At 40.9% G+C, this 14,956-nt stretch carries 16 protein-coding genes and 1 pseudogene; 4 read left to right on the top strand and 13 right to left on the bottom strand.

Going from position 1 to position 14,956, the window contains the following annotated elements:
- Nucleotides 1-39 precede the first annotated feature (39 nt).
- Together MTN96_RS16510 and dnaQ are read right to left on the bottom strand one after the other, a co-directional pair.
- The gene (locus tag MTN96_RS16510; protein WP_036983153.1) at nt 40-1,410 is read right to left on the bottom strand and encodes a TIGR03503 family protein; all 1,371 of its coding nucleotides are present in this window, start codon (nt 1,408-1,410) and stop codon (nt 40-42) included.
- A gap of 9 nt (nt 1,411-1,419) precedes the next feature.
- On the bottom strand, nt 1,420-2,133 hold the full coding sequence (dnaQ, locus tag MTN96_RS16505) for a DNA polymerase III subunit epsilon (protein ID WP_036983154.1): 714 nt from the start codon (nt 2,131-2,133) through the stop codon (nt 1,420-1,422).
- A 68-nt stretch (nt 2,134-2,201) separates the two neighbouring features.
- Here dnaQ and rnhA point away from each other — a divergent pair, with 68 nt between their 5' ends.
- A complete protein-coding gene (gene rnhA / locus MTN96_RS16500; protein ID WP_013464557.1) occupies nt 2,202-2,666 on the top strand; it encodes a ribonuclease HI in 465 nt (154 codons plus the stop codon).
- Nucleotides 2,667-2,680: 14 nt separating this feature from the next.
- Here rnhA and MTN96_RS16495 read toward each other — a convergent pair whose 3' ends face one another.
- The gene (locus MTN96_RS16495; RefSeq protein ID WP_069439990.1) at nt 2,681-3,442 is read right to left on the bottom strand and encodes a class I SAM-dependent methyltransferase; all 762 of its coding nucleotides are present in this window, start codon (nt 3,440-3,442) and stop codon (nt 2,681-2,683) included.
- Nucleotides 3,443-3,495: 53 nt separating this feature from the next.
- Between MTN96_RS16495 and gloB the strand changes: the two genes are divergently transcribed.
- Both gloB and MTN96_RS16485 read left to right on the top strand, forming a co-directional pair.
- Nucleotides 3,496-4,269: a hydroxyacylglutathione hydrolase gene (gene gloB, locus MTN96_RS16490; RefSeq protein WP_248532245.1), complete on the top strand. Its 774-nt coding sequence runs from the start codon at nt 3,496-3,498 to the stop codon at nt 4,267-4,269.
- A 187-nt stretch (nt 4,270-4,456) separates the two neighbouring features.
- Nucleotides 4,457-6,034, top strand: a complete 1,578-nt coding sequence (locus MTN96_RS16485) for a LysM peptidoglycan-binding domain-containing protein (protein ID WP_076921584.1) — start codon at nt 4,457-4,459, stop codon at nt 6,032-6,034.
- Between the two features lie 52 nt (nt 6,035-6,086).
- Here MTN96_RS16485 and MTN96_RS16480 read toward each other — a convergent pair.
- A pseudogene (locus tag MTN96_RS16480) lies at nt 6,087-6,626 on the bottom strand (alpha-N-acetylgalactosaminidase); the annotation flags it as partial.
- On the bottom strand, nt 6,557-6,730 hold the full coding sequence (locus MTN96_RS16475) for a twin-arginine translocation signal domain-containing protein (RefSeq protein ID WP_248532244.1): 174 nt from the start codon (nt 6,728-6,730) through the stop codon (nt 6,557-6,559). The pseudogene MTN96_RS16480 and the gene MTN96_RS16475, both read right to left, overlap by 70 nt.
- A gap of 162 nt (nt 6,731-6,892) precedes the next feature.
- On the opposite strand from MTN96_RS16475, the gene MTN96_RS16470 reads away from it, so the two are divergent.
- Complete coding sequence (locus MTN96_RS16470) at nt 6,893-8,506, top strand: M28 family metallopeptidase (protein ID WP_036983158.1); 1,614 nt, start codon at nt 6,893-6,895, stop codon at nt 8,504-8,506.
- 31 nt (nt 8,507-8,537) lie between these two features.
- Here MTN96_RS16470 and MTN96_RS16465 read toward each other — a convergent pair whose 3' ends face one another.
- From MTN96_RS16465 to MTN96_RS16430, 8 genes are all read right to left on the bottom strand, one after another.
- On the bottom strand, nt 8,538-9,485 hold the full coding sequence (locus tag MTN96_RS16465; protein ID WP_248532243.1) for a general glycosylation pathway protein: 948 nt from the start codon (nt 9,483-9,485) through the stop codon (nt 8,538-8,540).
- 232 nt (nt 9,486-9,717) lie between these two features.
- Nucleotides 9,718-9,933 (bottom strand): calmodulin, encoded by a 216-nt coding sequence (locus tag MTN96_RS16460; RefSeq protein ID WP_013464551.1) that lies wholly within the window; start codon nt 9,931-9,933, stop codon nt 9,718-9,720.
- A 69-nt stretch (nt 9,934-10,002) separates the two neighbouring features.
- Nucleotides 10,003-10,215, bottom strand: a complete 213-nt coding sequence (locus MTN96_RS16455) for a calmodulin (RefSeq protein WP_008467121.1) — start codon at nt 10,213-10,215, stop codon at nt 10,003-10,005.
- Between the two features lie 160 nt (nt 10,216-10,375).
- On the bottom strand, nt 10,376-10,588 hold the full coding sequence (locus MTN96_RS16450; protein ID WP_248532242.1) for a calmodulin: 213 nt from the start codon (nt 10,586-10,588) through the stop codon (nt 10,376-10,378).
- A 576-nt stretch (nt 10,589-11,164) separates the two neighbouring features.
- Nucleotides 11,165-11,380, bottom strand: coding sequence for a TIGR02450 family Trp-rich protein (locus tag MTN96_RS16445; protein WP_036983160.1), 216 nt, complete (start codon nt 11,378-11,380; stop codon nt 11,165-11,167).
- A gap of 382 nt (nt 11,381-11,762) precedes the next feature.
- Entirely contained in the window at nt 11,763-12,116 is a 354-nt protein-coding gene (locus tag MTN96_RS16440) for a cupredoxin domain-containing protein (RefSeq protein WP_248532241.1), read from the bottom strand.
- A gap of 22 nt (nt 12,117-12,138) precedes the next feature.
- Entirely contained in the window at nt 12,139-14,382 is a 2,244-nt protein-coding gene (locus tag MTN96_RS16435) for a heavy metal translocating P-type ATPase (protein ID WP_248532240.1), read from the bottom strand.
- A complete protein-coding gene (locus MTN96_RS16430) occupies nt 14,379-14,816 on the bottom strand; it encodes a MerR family transcriptional regulator (RefSeq protein ID WP_248532239.1) in 438 nt (145 codons plus the stop codon). The genes MTN96_RS16435 and MTN96_RS16430 overlap by 4 nt, the downstream gene beginning before the upstream one ends.
- Nucleotides 14,817-14,956: the final 140 nt, after the last annotated feature.

The following is a 14,956-nucleotide window of genomic DNA, read 5'->3' as shown; positions in this document are numbered from 1 at the left end:
CTACTTCGTCAAGGGCTTTTTTGTTTTTTTACAGGTTTTTTAGTCATCTGACATCGAAAGGTTTAAAATTTCACCTGTTTTGTCATTTTTTGAGCCATTTTTTGCATCAGTTGTTTTTTGCTGATCTGATTTTTTTGCCTCGGTTGCTTTCTTTTTCTTTAAAAAAGCAAAATTCAATTTAAGTTTTATTGGTTTATTCTGCACAAAAACACGAATACATAACCAACCAATAAATAATATGACCAAATTCCCACCAATAATTAAACTAGCTATTAATCCCGTGGCCATTACTTTTGGTTTTATAACAGGCTCTGGAATATTTTCTTCCTTAATGATGCTCGCTTTTGGAATTTCTGGGATAACTTCTATCGGTCTTTCTATTTCAAATAAATAGGTTGGCAACGTAGCCATAAACTCTCTGTCATTTACTGTTGAGCCAAACACAGAAATTTCAATGTTGTAACGTCCCCATCCGTAATCTTGTAAAGCCAGTTCTCTTACTGCGGTGTTATTAGTGTCTAAGTAAAATACTTGCTCTTCATTATTGGGATAATAAATTTTCCCTTGCATGATCACGGTTTCAGGCTTTAATAACTTTTCATCAATATTTATAGTAATACGGTGATCGTCCCCCTCATCGGTTGCTTCAACTGAGGTAAAACTAAAAGGCGGCTCATGCACAACAATAGGATCTTGAACCACCCGCCTCTCTAATACATCAGTGGTAATATAAAGCTCAGGGCGCCACTCGCCAGGTGTGAAATTTAAGGTAAACTCACCCGTAAACACACCGTCTTTTGCACTTTCATCAAATCCGTAGCCATCGTCTTTAAATTCAGTAACTTGCTGTATGCCCGCTCCAAAATTTTCAAAATTTTCATTATTAGTACTCACAAAACTCACATTGAGCGATACCGCATCTTTGAAAAGATTAGCGCGAATGGGCTCGCCATCATTTAAAATCTCACCGGTTACCTTTACAGTTTCACCCTGAAAAAGAATCTTAGGGAGTGGATCAACCTTAAGAAATAGCTCACCAATTACAACAATACGGCTCTGTGGCATTATTTGGCCAATAACTTGCCATGGCCCAGGCATAGGGTTGCGAATAACCACTAGATCGTAATTTAATTCGTCGTACCAATCTAGGCTGGTGTTTCCTACCGCATTGGTTGCAAAGTATTTAGTACCATCGGGTCTAACTAAAATAACGGCAGGCGACCCAGGACGTCTAAAAAATATTAATTTTATTTCATCAATTTTGTCATCTATACGAAAACGGTTATCCAGTAACGGTATTTCATTTTGTTTACCGCTGCCTTTTAACTCTTCAACTTGTTTAACGCTGTGTGCATCGGGAATGAAGCACGCGGCGATTAAACACAGTGAAACTACTAATAGCGTTTTCATAATAGTGCCTTATTCAGCGCGCCATAAACAATGGCCGCCCTCCTTTTGTACAATGTCTAAACGTGATTGATGTGCGCTTTGCTCTGCTTCGCTTGCTGCTACAACAACCAATGGGGCTCTATCGCTGTTTAAGCGCCTAATGCCGCCCTTTTGATCTTCACTTGAGTCATCTTTATTTTGATTTAGATTTAGCTTTACTTGTCCCCCGGTCATTGCCAGGTAAACATCGGCTAAAATCTCAGAATCCAGTAAGGCGCCGTGTAACGTCCGCTTAGTGTTATCAACATCGTAGCGACGGCAAAGCGCATCCAGGTTGTTCTTTTGTCCTGGATGCAAGTCACGCGCCATTTTAAGGGTATCAAGTACCCCACAAAAACTATGGGTGTTTTGATAACCTTGATTTAATAACGCAAATTCATTATCCATATGGCCAATATCGAACGGTGCGTTATGAATAACGAGTTCTGCGCCTTTAATATAGTCAAAAAACTCTTGGGCAATATCTCGAAAAAGCGGTTTGTCACGTAAAAATTCGTTGGTAATACCGTGAACATCGATTGCTTCTTCTTCAATGCTGCGTTGTGGATTTATGTAAACGTGAAAATTATTGCCGGTTAACCGACGATTCATTAGCTCCACACAGCCTATCTCAATAATACGATGCCCTTGTTTAGGGTCGATGCCGGTGGTTTCTGTATCTAAAACTATTTGTCTGCGTGCCATATCGAATTAAGCCTGACTCTGGTATCTTTCTATAATCACTTTATTGTACATAATATCAAGGTAAAACAGTGCAAAAAACCGTAGAGATTTACACCGATGGTTCGTGTTTAGGTAATCCAGGCCCCGGTGGTTATGGTATTTTTATGATTTATGAAGCCCATGAAAAAAAATTAAGTCAAGGTTACAAACTCACAACAAACAACCGCATGGAAATGCTAGCTGCCATTGTTGCGCTAGAATCACTTAATCGTTCATGCCCTGTTACCCTGACTACCGATAGCCAATACGTGAAACAAGGCATTGAGTCGTGGATCACCAATTGGAAAAAACGCGGTTGGCAAACCTCTGCTAAAAAGCCGGTTAAAAATGTCGACTTATGGAAACGTCTCGATAAAGCCTGCGCCGAGCACGATGTTACTTGGAAATGGGTAAAAGGTCACAGTGGCCATAAATATAATGAAATTGTTGACGACCTTGCCCGTGATGCGGCCAGCGGCAACAACTTAATTGATGATGAAGGTTACCAACCGTAACCCTCAATATCGCTCTATTTTTTATTTTGCTGATAATGTTGCTTTGAGGTCTGCCTAAGCCCTACCCCTTTTATTGGCGCAAATTGTGGCCGTGCATGCCACTTAGGTTTTATTGGCGTAAGTGGCGCAACACGCTTTCGTGCCACCAGCAAATATACACTGCCCATAGGTTTTAAATATTGCTTGGTAAAGCTGCGCCAAAACGCAAACCGCGACAACCGGTTACCGCGTGCCAACGATGAATAAATAAAACGCTCATCGGCCACAATTTCAAATCCAAGTAAATTAAGCCAGTCTTTTACCCGTGCAGGGGTAAAAAAGCGCCCTGTCCACGGTAGTTTTTGACCACTAAATGGCAGTAACTGCGCCAAGCCACAAAAGCTAAACGGATTAAACCCCGTAATGGCGATATAACCGCCGGGAATAAGCGTACGATGAGCCTCACGTAATATATGATGCGGATCTGAGTGATACTCTAAACAATGGCTCATAATGCACGCATCTATACTGTGCTCATAAAAAGGCAGTTCGTCTATGTCAGCCACCACTCCGGTATAAGGGCCAGGCTCTGCAACGCATACTTGATGCTTAATGGAACTTTTGCTGGTATCTAACTCACCACTTAAATTACCCAATTTAAGCATATGATAGCCAAACATACGCGGTAGCCACGGCGACAATTTGCGTTCTATATCACAACGTAAATGATCACCATGCGGAAACTGCTGCCATGACAACGGTTTGGGTCCTTCTTGAAAACTAAAGGCTGGTTTCATTATATAAGCTCGTTATAATATTAATTAAATACCACTTTATAGAGCAACGATACATGGTGCAAGTCAAAGCAATTAAAGCCTTTTCTGATAACTACATTTGGTGCTTAACCACCGAGCATAATAACCAAGCGTGGGTGGTTGACCCTGGCCAATCAGAGCCGGTCACTGAGCATTTAGCACAGTATAATTTAACCCTAGGCGGTATTTTAATAACGCATCATCATTATGATCACACTGATGGCGTTGCCCAATTAGTAAAACAGTATCCAAACGTTGAGGTTTACGGCCCAAGTAACAGTCCATTTAAAGGAATTACACGCCCTTTAAATGAAGACCAAACGATTACCGTTTTAGGCACCTCATTTAATATTATCACCACGCCTGGCCACACACTCGATCATATTTGTTATGTTAATGATGCACTTGCCTTTACTGGCGACACATTATTTAGCGGTGGTTGTGGGCGCTTATTTGAAGGCACTCCAGAACAAATGTGGCATTCATTTAATAAACTTAGTGCACTACCGAGTGATTGCAAAGTGTATTGCACTCATGAATACACCCAGGCGAATTTGGCGTTTGCAAAAGCGGTTGAGCCACGAAACCCCGAGTTACTCGCTTACAGCCAGCAAGTGGATGAATTGCGTAATAAAGATGAAATAACGTTGCCAAGTACCATAGGCCATGAGCTGAAAATTAATCCTTTTATGCGTAGCAATTTGCCAAACATTACAGAATTAATACCAAAAAAATATTGTTTAGTTACAAAAAGCAATGAACCTTGGGAAAACTTTGCTAGTCTGAGAAAATTCAAAGATCATTTTTAATTAGGGCCTGTTGCTCTGTTAAGGTTAAATGTGTCTTAATAACAAGAATAAAAAACGATTAGTTAATAAACAACAAGTTAACATTTTCTAATCACATTTGTTTGGAACTTTTAACGGTCATAAGTGGCAATGTTGACTCATTATGGGTAGTATTCGCCGAGTTTTTTTACCCTATGTATTGGTATTTATGAATAAATCTCCTCTTTTATTGGTCTTAGCGATGGCGCTAAGCGGCTGTCAAACTCTGACAACGTTAAACACAGATTCACAAAATCAGGCACAAGACCAACTTGAAGGCGCAAGCCCAAACGATATTAACACGGCGCTGATGATGAACGCGCAATATCAACAAGTGAACGATATCGAAGAGGAAGCCCCTGTGTTTGACGATGTTTGGGAGCGTATTCGTTACCAATTATCTATCGATATTCCCCAAAATCGCCCAGTGGTCGCTGAACGTAACTATTATGCGCGCCATCAAGCATACTTAGATCGTATCTCTAAACGTGCTGAGCCGTATTTGCACTTTATTGTTGAAGAAATTGAAAAGCGTGAAATGCCAATCGAAATTGCACTTTTACCTATAGTAGAAAGTGCTTTTGACCCTTATGGCTACTCGCATCGCACCGCATCGGGTATTTGGCAATTTATGCCAGCAACCGGCGAGCGTTTTGATTTAAAACAAAACTGGTGGTATGACGGGCGTCGCGACATTGTGCAATCAACTCGCGCAGCGCTTGATTATCTCTCATACTTACACAAAACCCTTGAGGGTGACTGGCTGAACGCAATTGCAGCTTATAACTCAGGTGAAGGCCGCTTACTGCGTGCGATTAAAAAGAATCGTAAAAAGCATTTACCTACCGATTTTTGGTCACTTGATTTACCTCGTGAAACCACTGCCTACGTGCCTAAATTATTAGCATTAGCCGATTTATTAAAGCGCGCTGATGATTTTAATGTGTCATGGAAGCCTATTATTAACGCGCAAGTGGTTGAAGTGGTCAATATTGAGTCACAAATTGATTTAGCGCTGGCAGCCGACATGGCTGACATGACCCTCACCGAGCTATACAGACTAAACCCTGGATTTAACCGCTGGGCAACAGACCCTGATGGTCCACACTTTTTATTAATACCCACCGATAAAGTAGAGCAATTTACAGAAAAATTGGCTGCAACTGACATTAAAAGTCGTCTTCGCTGGCAACAATACAAAGTTAAAAAAGGTGATAGCCTGTCGGTAATTGCCAGTAAATTTGCCACTAGCACCAATGCAATAAAGTCATTAAATAAGCTTAATTCAAACGTAATTCGTGTTGGCCAACAAATTTTAGTGCCGCTAACAGATGGTAAAATTAACAGTGAACATTTACCTCAGCAAGTACGAGCGGCCGCTAATAAAAGTTTGCGTACTAAGCTCTCACACACGGTAAAAAGTGGCGACACATTGTGGGACATAAGCCGCGAATACGATGTCACTATGGGTGAATTAGCTAAGTGGAATAAGCTGAAGAAAAATGCAGTGCTGCGTTTAAATCAAAAATTGGTTGTTTATAAATCAGCAAATCAGCCTAAAGAGGCAGCTAATAACACCAACCGCACTATTACTTATAAAGTGCGTCGAGGTGATTCATTAGCGCGAATAGCCTCTAAGTTTAATTTAACCGTGAGCGAGATAATTAAATGGAATGACTTGGCTGGGCAAAAATACTTACAGCCAGGTCAAAAGCTTAAACTCAAGGTTAATGTGAGAAGTAGCTAATAAACATAACCAATAAATAAAAAAAGAGCGCATGCGCTTTTTTTTATTTGGCTTAGCTTACAATGCCCAAAGGCTGTGCGGTTTGCCATGCCCCGCGAATAAAATCGGGAATATCTATTGAGCGGCTACGCTCACTCACAGACTGGGCTGATAACGGCGAAATAACCGACCATGCCGCCCCGTCATAAACGTCTTGATCTAGCGGTTCGCCATTTTTTAAGCAGTAAATCATCCGCCAAAACATTAAAAAGTCCATGTCACCGTGGCCACCATTGCGCTGCGCCTCTTCACCCATTTTTGTCCATAAGGGATGGTCGTACTGCTCATACCATGCGCTCATATCATAACTCCACTCATGAAAACTTTTTTAGCCACCAGTTTCAAGGGCAATACGATTAGGGAAACCTGCAAACACGCCATTCGTGCCTTGTATTAAGTTATGTCGTGAGTACGGCCGAGGGGTTGTCGTATCGTGCTACACCATAATACTGCGCCCTTTGAGAGTTTTAATCAGCGTCGTGTTCATGTCACCGGCAATATAATTGAGCTGGTTACGGGGGTGATCGGCAGCAAACTCACGTTGCGCATAGGCGCGCCAGTATGAACACTGCCACTAGATGCACAGCTACTAACCACACCAGCAGCGGCAGCTACACTGACTGCCTTTAAAAAATCCCGACGAGTAAATTGCTTCATTACTTATCCCTTTTGTTATTATTTTTAACTTACTTAATGGCGGTTAATGGGTAAAGGGCCAAAGAGGTAAGCTGAATAAAAATAGGTTTAAAAGGGATAAAAATTCGCATTGTGTTATTGTTTGGGGTTATAGTCGAAAAAAATATTATTTCCTAACTTATTATGTCTTATATAAAAACCATCACATTTTTTTTAGTTATTGTACTAACGGGTTGCTCAGAGTCTGCAACCCCCACTTCCTCGCTCGAAAACAGTCCGGGCGTTAGTTTAAATAATATAAAACAGCATATTAAAACCCTTGCCTCTGATGACTTTGAAGGCCGCGGTCCATTAACATTGGGTGAAGTAAAAACCGTTGGCTATTTGAGTGAACAATACAAAGCCATAGGGTTAACTGGTGCCTATAACGGTGATTTTTTACATCCGGTTAAAATGGCCATGATCACCGCAGATCAAAACATGCAATTGACCATGGGTGATTTAAGCTTTAAAGCGGGTAAAGACTTTACTGCTCGTACTAAACAATTACAGCCTGTTATTGATGTTCGCAATTCTGATGTGGTCTTTGTCGGTTATGGTATAAATGCCCCTGAATATAACTGGAACGACTACGCCAATATTGATGTAACCGGTAAAACCGTTATTGTGCTGGTAAACGATCCGGGCTTTGCCACTCAAGACGATACGTTATTTACTGGTAATGCCATGACTTATTATGGTCGTTGGACTTATAAATATGAAGAAGCCGCGCGCCAAGGCGCTAAAGCGGTATTTATTGTTCACGAAACAGCTCCTGCCGCATACCCTTGGGGGGTAGTTGAAAGCTCAAATACCGGCACTAAATACAGTCTAATAGATAACAACCTCAATGCATCTGAATTGCCCGTTATGGGCTGGCTAACACTCGATGCCACCGAGCAAATATTTGCATCAGCACACTTAAACTACCAACAATTAAAACAACAAGCACTCGGTGAGCAATTTCAAGCTAAAGCGTTGAATTTAAAAGCGACCCTTGCATTTAAAAACGAAGTGTCACATGCAAAATCACATAATGTGGTCGCAAAAATCACAGGCAGTGAAAGCCCAGATGAATACATCGTTATTAGTGCCCATTGGGATCACTTTGGCACTAAACAAACCGACAGCGGTCCTAAAATTTATAATGGCGCCGTTGATAACGCATCAGGCACAGCGGCCACCCTTGAGATTGCTCGTATAATGCAAAAAATGCATCAGCAAACACCGTTTAAACGCTCGATTATTTTTGCCAACTTCACCGCCGAAGAAACCGGTTTAATTGGTTCAGCCCAGTTTGCCTCTGGTGACGTGATCCCAACAAAGAATATGGTTGCCCTACTAAATATTGATGGGATGAACGTACTCGATAGCACCGACTATATTTTACAGTACGGTAAAGACCTCTCGACTATGGAACACTATTTAGCTAAAGCCGCAAACGCGCAAGGACGTCAAGTTAAACTGGATCCTCGTGCGCAAAATGGCTTATTTTTTAGATCGGATCATTTTTCACTCGCCAAACAAGGTGTGCCAAGCTTACTGTTTATGAGCTTAGGTGATACCGATCCTGACTACATCACTCATAAATACCATAAAGAAGCTGACGATTACTCAGCTGATTGGTCATTAGGTGGGGTAAAACAAGATGTAGAACTGATTGTTGATATAGCCTCACAACTGGCGAATAACGGTGATTGGCCAAAATGGACAAGCGAGTCTGACTTTAAAGCTAAACGCACCGCTGACAAACAATAAATACAATTAAACATCACTACTTAAAATCCTCCTACTCGGAGGATTTTAGTTTTACCCGTGCCTGTGTAAGCAATGTTTCAGCTTTTGCCCCTAAATACACATATATCGCTAAAGCAATTAAAAGTCCCACCACTGCAAGCATCATCGCTATAGCTGGCATTAAATACTCTGATTGCCCTAATGCGGCTTTAAACATAGTGAGTAGTGCTTCAATTGATATAGCAATTAACACGGTAGAGATAAACCGGGTAATGGTTCGTCGTGTTGATGAGTGTCTAAAAATATCTTTATGCATGAGGATTTCTTCCTCAAGAATTGTTTTGCCAAGATCAAAAACAGCCAATGCTAACGTGATATAAATAATGATGCTAAAGGGTTCTAGGGGATCGGACGAACTATTTACGTGAGTTATTAATTCATAGATGTCGATAAATACGATGTTGAGTAAAAAAAGCACCAAACTAAATAAGCACGCCACAATAATCCCATAACCTGCTTTAAAATAAGGTGACATAGTCGCACGTGCGGTATCACCCATCACAAACTCAATAAGCTGCGTTAAACTTACATCAACAACTGAATAATGTTGATTATTGATAGGTTTGTTTAATTCTTTAATCGCAGATATACATAAATGGTTGGTCGCAATAGAAATATAAGGCGCAGTAAAACAAATAGCATTACAGGCTTTTACATTTAAAAAATAAGGCCGCTCACTTAAATCCTGATTATTGCCTCTCTGTGCCAATTTTTTATTGTAGGCACGTTTAAAGCAAACGTTATTGCCCTGTTGTGAGCCCTTCTCGTCTAAACAGTATTGTAATTCTAAAAAAGGATAATGCTTTGTTAAATAGCGCATATCACGATTATTAGCGATGCCGTCATCTATACTCATTAAAATTGATTCTAATAAGCTATGTATTATCTGCTCATATTCGTTATAGCGCTCAACACTACTTATATAACTCATTCTCGCCATAATTAGGCTCCTTAAATACCCTAATCAACAGCTAAGCAAGTTTAAAACCAAAAATTAAAAAGATTAAAAATCAATAGCTTAATTTAAATTCATTGACGCCATTGCACTATTTTAGTGACAACTGCATACACTATTTCCCGCCACGCACAAAAAAAGCAGCTGAGTATTTACTACTTAGCTGCTTTTTATGTCTCGTTTACAAATTACATAAACGCTTTCATCCGTAATATAACTACTGAATTTTTGCGAACTCTTCTTTTGAAAGCTCACCGTTGCTATCAACATCTAAATCATCAAATAATTGGGCTAGTTGTGAGTTAGCTTGTGCTTCAGACTGGCTAATAACGCCGTCGCCATCAGTATCGAAAGAATCAAAGTCAACCGCAGCAAAAGCCGCTGAAGATGAAGCAAGTGCAATTAAAGCGAGTGTTTTAGTAAATGTTTTCATAATTAATCCTTAGGCTAAATGCCTTAATTAAAATGGTAAGAAGTCCTTTTCAAAGATCCTTAAGGGAAACTAATACGCTGAAAATTCGTCTTTAGAAAGTTCACCATTACCATCTACATCTAGCTCTGCAAACTGCTCCATAAGCTCAGCAGCAACCGATGCCTCTGCTTGGCTGATGGTGCCACTGCCATCTACATCAAGCGTTTCAAAGTCTGTGCTTGCAAATACGGCAGATGAAGAAGCAAGCGCCATTAATACCAGTGTTGATTGTAACTTTTTCATAATATAATCCTTCAAAGTGTGCAATGTTCGTCAAATAAAAAATAATTGGCTCAAAACTATCAACCTCATATCCTTGCGATTCTTTGTCATAGGCTCCCTTGCCTATTTAGGTTGTCTTGGGCAACTCAGAATCAGTAATAGTATTGAGTACTAAAGCTGGTTACGCCTTAGAAAACTCTGCTTTAGATAACTCACCGTTTTGGTCAGTATCAAGCTCAGTAAACTGGCTCATAAGTGAGGCGTCAACTGATGCTTCAGCTTGGCTAATAGCGCCGTTGCCATCCACATCGAGTGTGTCAAAATCGGTTGCTGCTAAAGCCGCTGATGAAGAAGCTAAAGCCATTAATACCAGTGTTGATTTAAGTGTTTTCATAATGTAATTCCTTCATTAGTTTGTGCGATGAAGCGATGTGCTTTATCACGTTTTTGCTAAATACAGCTTAGGTATTACAACTTCGATGCCATGTTTTTAAAGTTATTTAAAAACATGCAGTTAGAATTATTTTGAAGCATTTTAATAAAAATAAACCATGATTTTGTTGCTTTTTAGCAACAACCACTGAGGCTGAAATAAATAAACATTTAAAATCAATAAGTTAAATCATAATAAAAAGAGACATGGGAATGAAAAAACCGGAAAAATCATGTTTAGAGCAGTTATGAGAATAAACCGACTCTGAACACATCCGACATACTTACTTTAACGGTATAAAATAATACGCATAACGCATTGAAATATAATAACTAAAATAATATTTAGATTATTTTTATAAAAACGTTTGAAGAACGATTTAAAAACTCTCGTTTTGTTGCCAAATGGCGAATTGGGATGAAAACAAGCTGTAATAGAGGAGAGTCGCTAGCAATGTGTTGTTCTAAAAAACAATAAACTAGTCGCTCATGCTCATAAGGGCTATGAGCGTGAGCAATGTGTTTTAAACAGCCTGCTTTATTTCCAACCTTGCAGCCATTTTTGCTGATCTTTTAAATCGCGCCACTGGATTGGGTATTGGTTTTTTGACATTACCGCTTCAGTGATACATTCAACGACGTTGCCGTCTTCATCAAACTCAACCTCAACAATAATAAAATGTTTTTCCTTATTAATTGCTGGGATCGCTGTCCATTTACTATTAAACAGTTTTTTAGGGTTTAATTTATTCATACTACGCCTTCTCAGTTTTCTGCTTGAACAAACGCATCGGATCCATTTTTAGTTTTATTAATCTAGGGTCTGTTGACCTTTCAAGGTTAAATTTGCAGCAGTCTGTTTGGTATTTAGGCAAGGCAGAGCCTATGTGGTGTGGTTATTCCCCATAAAAAGGCGATAACGCAGCATCAATGCCAAACAGGCGCTGCCCTTCGGATTCTGCCTAGGGGCGATTTACTCTTTGTTGCCTACATGGATGTAGGTAAGGGGCGTGAGCAGGACGCGGAAGCTTTGCTCGGTTCTTACTTAGTCCACTAGGTTACAAACCTCGCGCCGCGATTAAACCGCTCCTAGTTTGAACAAATTGTAATCCGCAAAGGTCAACAGACCCTAATATTCAAGACACTAATAACGTGCCTTTATACATTTGCATTTGGCAATGAAAAGCATATTCACCCACTTTAAGTGCCGGCAGCTCAACAGTGTTATTCTCACCCATAGCGAGCGTTTTACTGATATCGAGTGAAGGAAACACCACCGTTTCGGCGCATGGAGCGCTGTCTTGTCGATTAAACGTTAGCGTTACTTTTTTATCAGCAGCCACTTTAATACGGGCAGGATAATAAACGCCGTTATTAACCACTATCGTTATTTTGTTGTTATTACTCTGCACTTGCTTAGGTTTATATAGCCAAAACCAGTAAATAATAACCGCAATTAACAATGCGCCGAGTATATTGAACATCAACATAATGCTACTCCTATTTATAAAATTACGATTTACTGGGTTTAAAAAAGCGCAGGCGATTGGCGTTTGTGACCACAGTTAGTGATGACAGCGCCATAGCAGCACCTGCAACAATTGGGTTGAGTAATATACCAAAGAATGGATATAACAGCCCCGCAGCAATTGGAATACCTGCCACATTGTAAATAAATGCACCAAATAAATTTTGCTTAATATTGACTATAGTGGCGCTACTAACCGCAATGGCATCGCCAAGACTCTGTAATGAACCACGCATTAAGGTGATATCAGCGCTCTCAATCGCCACATCGGTGCCAGTGCCAATAGCAAACCCAACATCGGCCTGTGCCAGTGCCGGCGCATCGTTTATACCATCACCCGTCATACCGACTATTTCACCTTTAGCTTGGCGCTTAGTTACTTCACTGGCTTTGTCATCAGGCATTACTTGGGCAATAAAGTCCTTAATACCTACTTTGTTAGCGACGGCTCTGGCGGTAGCTTGGTTATCACCGGTCAGCATAACAACATGGATACCTTTTTTTTGTAGACGTTTAATGGCCTCTGCTGAATCGTCTTTTATCGGATCTGCCACCGCTATAATGGCTTGTAGTTGGGTATCAATTGCAAAATACATTGGCGTTTTAGCGGCGCTGGCTAATTGCTCAGCTTGCTCTTTTGCCTCTGCAATACTGATATTGTGTTGGCTCATAAGCGCTTCATTGCCAAACAATAAAGTTTGCCCATTTAATATGCCTGTAACACCTTGCCCCGTCACAGCGTTAAAATCGCTGACTTTTTCAATCGTGATATCTTCATTTTCAGCATAACTTACAATGGCTTGCGCTAAAGGATGTTCAGAGCCGCTTTCAAGACTAGCGGCAAGCTTTAGCACCTGTACTTTATCGCTGTCATTAAAATTAATGATATCGGTAACGGTGGGTTTTCCTTCTGTGATCGTGCCGGTTTTATCTAAAATCATGGTGGTAATTTTAGAGGTGGTTTGCAGCGCTTCTCCATTACGAATAAGTATTCCCGATTCAGCGGCTTTACCTATCCCAACCATAATTGACATAGGGGTTGCTAAACCCAGCGCACACGGACAGGCAATGATAAGCACCGTGGTCACGGCCACTACCGCATAAGCAACGCTCGGCTCGGGGCCAAAATTAAGCCATGCAAGGCCCGCGAGCACTGCAATAATCATTACCGTAGGAACAAATACGCCGGATATTACATCGGCTAAACGCCCTATGGAGGGTTTAGAATTTTGTGCTCGTTTAACCATATTAATAATACTGGCAAGTGTGGTTTCACTGCCAATATGAGTGGCTTTAAATAGCAACGTGCCACTTTTATTAATGCTGCCTGCAACAACGGTATCGCCCTCACTTTTGTTCACTGGCATAGGCTCACCCGTGAGCATTGACTCATCCACTGAGCTGCTACCTTCAATGACTTCACCATCCACGGGGATTTTTTCACCGGGGCGTACACGCACAGTCTCGTTTTTTAGTACCTCACTAATAGCTATATCTTGCTCTTTGTTATCACGCACTACTCGAGCAGTTTTTGGCTGCAAACCGATTAAGCGTTTTATCGCCTCAGATGTGCGACCGCGGGCTTTTACTTCAAAGGCAAGGCCTAGGCTAATTAAACCGATGATCATCGCTGAGGCTTCAAAATAAACATGCCTGGCCACCTCGGGTAGCACGCCTGGCGCAATGACTACCACCATAGAATACAACCACGCGGTACCTGTGCCCAACGCAATCAGTGTATCCATATTGGCGGTGTGGTTTTTAAATGACTGCCATGCGCCGTTATAAAACTGTTCACCCGCAATGGCCATAACCACTAAAGTGACTATACCAACAATAAACCAGCCAATGCGCTGCGCATTGGTGGTAACACTCATATCAAAAATAAGCCCATACAACATAAGCGGAGCGCCAACGCCTAGCGCCAATACCATATTACGCATTAGCTTTTTATAGTGCGCGTTATCGGCTTTGGCTTTTTCATCTAGCGCGTCTTGCTCCGACTCGCTATTCATTGGCTTAGCCTTGTAACCAATATTTTCGACTGCTTCAATCAGCTCAGCTGATGGCGCATTGCCTTCAACTTGCACACTGCGATCAGCAAAGTTCATTTCAACACGCTGCGCACCTGATACGCTTTTTAACGCTTTTTCTATTTTTGCGACGCAGCTGCCGCAATTGGCACCTTCAATTATAAAATTTTGCACTGTGTCTTTATTGTTGCTCATTTTGCTTCCTCGGAACTCACTTGTTCGTTAAGGGGATCTACAAAGGACTCAATTAAACTACATATATCGGCACTTACAGCACCATCGCTTGAGTTTTCCCACTGTTTTACCGCTGCTTGCATACGCGTTCTTAGTTTGAGTGTTTCTTGAAATAACCGCTCTGTTTCTTCAAGTCGCTTTGCTATTAATTGTCGTGTCAGTGGGCATGGGCAATTCCCTAGCTCCGACTGAGCAACTATTTGCTGAATATCTTTAATAGAAAAACCAAGTTGCCGTGCACTAATAATAAACTTTAAACGCTGTTGATCGGCAGCGGTATACACTTGATAGCCATTGCTTTGGCTACGAATGGGGTTAAGTAGCTTTATACGCGTGTAGTGCCGCACTGTATCTTGGGTCACTTCCATGATTTCAGCTAGCTGTTTAACATACATAACTCACTCCATCGGCTTTTAGTAGTGACATAATAAACCTATGTGCAACACACAGGTCAACCGCTATTTTAAAACTCAGGGAATGCGTTATCGGCACATTAAATAAGTGATTACGCTTGCTTAAAGAAGAGGAAGAATAT

The organism is Pseudoalteromonas sp. 2CM28B (assembly GCF_023161935.1).
Note: the sequence above shows the minus strand (reverse complement) of the source record. Positions and strands in the feature narration are given on the sequence as shown.

Excerpts from the sequence above, each read along its gene's own strand:
- MTN96_RS16510 (WP_036983153.1), bottom strand. The coding sequence starts at position 1,410 with ATGAAAACGCTATTAGTAGTTTCACTGTGTTTAATCGCCGCGTGCTTC.
- dnaQ (WP_036983154.1), bottom strand. The coding sequence starts at position 2,133 with ATGGCACGCAGACAAATAGTTTTAGATACAGAAACCACCGGCATCGAC.
- MTN96_RS16495 (WP_069439990.1), bottom strand. The coding sequence starts at position 3,442 with ATGAAACCAGCCTTTAGTTTTCAAGAAGGACCCAAACCGTTGTCATGG.
- gloB (WP_248532245.1), top strand. The coding sequence starts at position 3,496 with ATGGTGCAAGTCAAAGCAATTAAAGCCTTTTCTGATAACTACATTTGG.
- MTN96_RS16485 (WP_076921584.1), top strand. The coding sequence starts at position 4,457 with ATGAATAAATCTCCTCTTTTATTGGTCTTAGCGATGGCGCTAAGCGGC.
- MTN96_RS16475 (WP_248532244.1), bottom strand. The coding sequence starts at position 6,730 with ATGAAGCAATTTACTCGTCGGGATTTTTTAAAGGCAGTCAGTGTAGCT.
- MTN96_RS16470 (WP_036983158.1), top strand. The coding sequence starts at position 6,893 with ATGTCTTATATAAAAACCATCACATTTTTTTTAGTTATTGTACTAACG.
- MTN96_RS16465 (WP_248532243.1), bottom strand. The coding sequence starts at position 9,485 with ATGGCGAGAATGAGTTATATAAGTAGTGTTGAGCGCTATAACGAATAT.
- MTN96_RS16460 (WP_013464551.1), bottom strand. The coding sequence starts at position 9,933 with ATGAAAACATTTACTAAAACACTCGCTTTAATTGCACTTGCTTCATCT.
- MTN96_RS16455 (WP_008467121.1), bottom strand. The coding sequence starts at position 10,215 with ATGAAAAAGTTACAATCAACACTGGTATTAATGGCGCTTGCTTCTTCA.
- MTN96_RS16450 (WP_248532242.1), bottom strand. The coding sequence starts at position 10,588 with ATGAAAACACTTAAATCAACACTGGTATTAATGGCTTTAGCTTCTTCA.
- MTN96_RS16445 (WP_036983160.1), bottom strand. The coding sequence starts at position 11,380 with ATGAATAAATTAAACCCTAAAAAACTGTTTAATAGTAAATGGACAGCG.
- MTN96_RS16440 (WP_248532241.1), bottom strand. The coding sequence starts at position 12,116 with ATGTTGATGTTCAATATACTCGGCGCATTGTTAATTGCGGTTATTATT.
- MTN96_RS16435 (WP_248532240.1), bottom strand. The coding sequence starts at position 14,382 with ATGAGCAACAATAAAGACACAGTGCAAAATTTTATAATTGAAGGTGCC.
- MTN96_RS16430 (WP_248532239.1), bottom strand. The coding sequence starts at position 14,816 with ATGTATGTTAAACAGCTAGCTGAAATCATGGAAGTGACCCAAGATACA.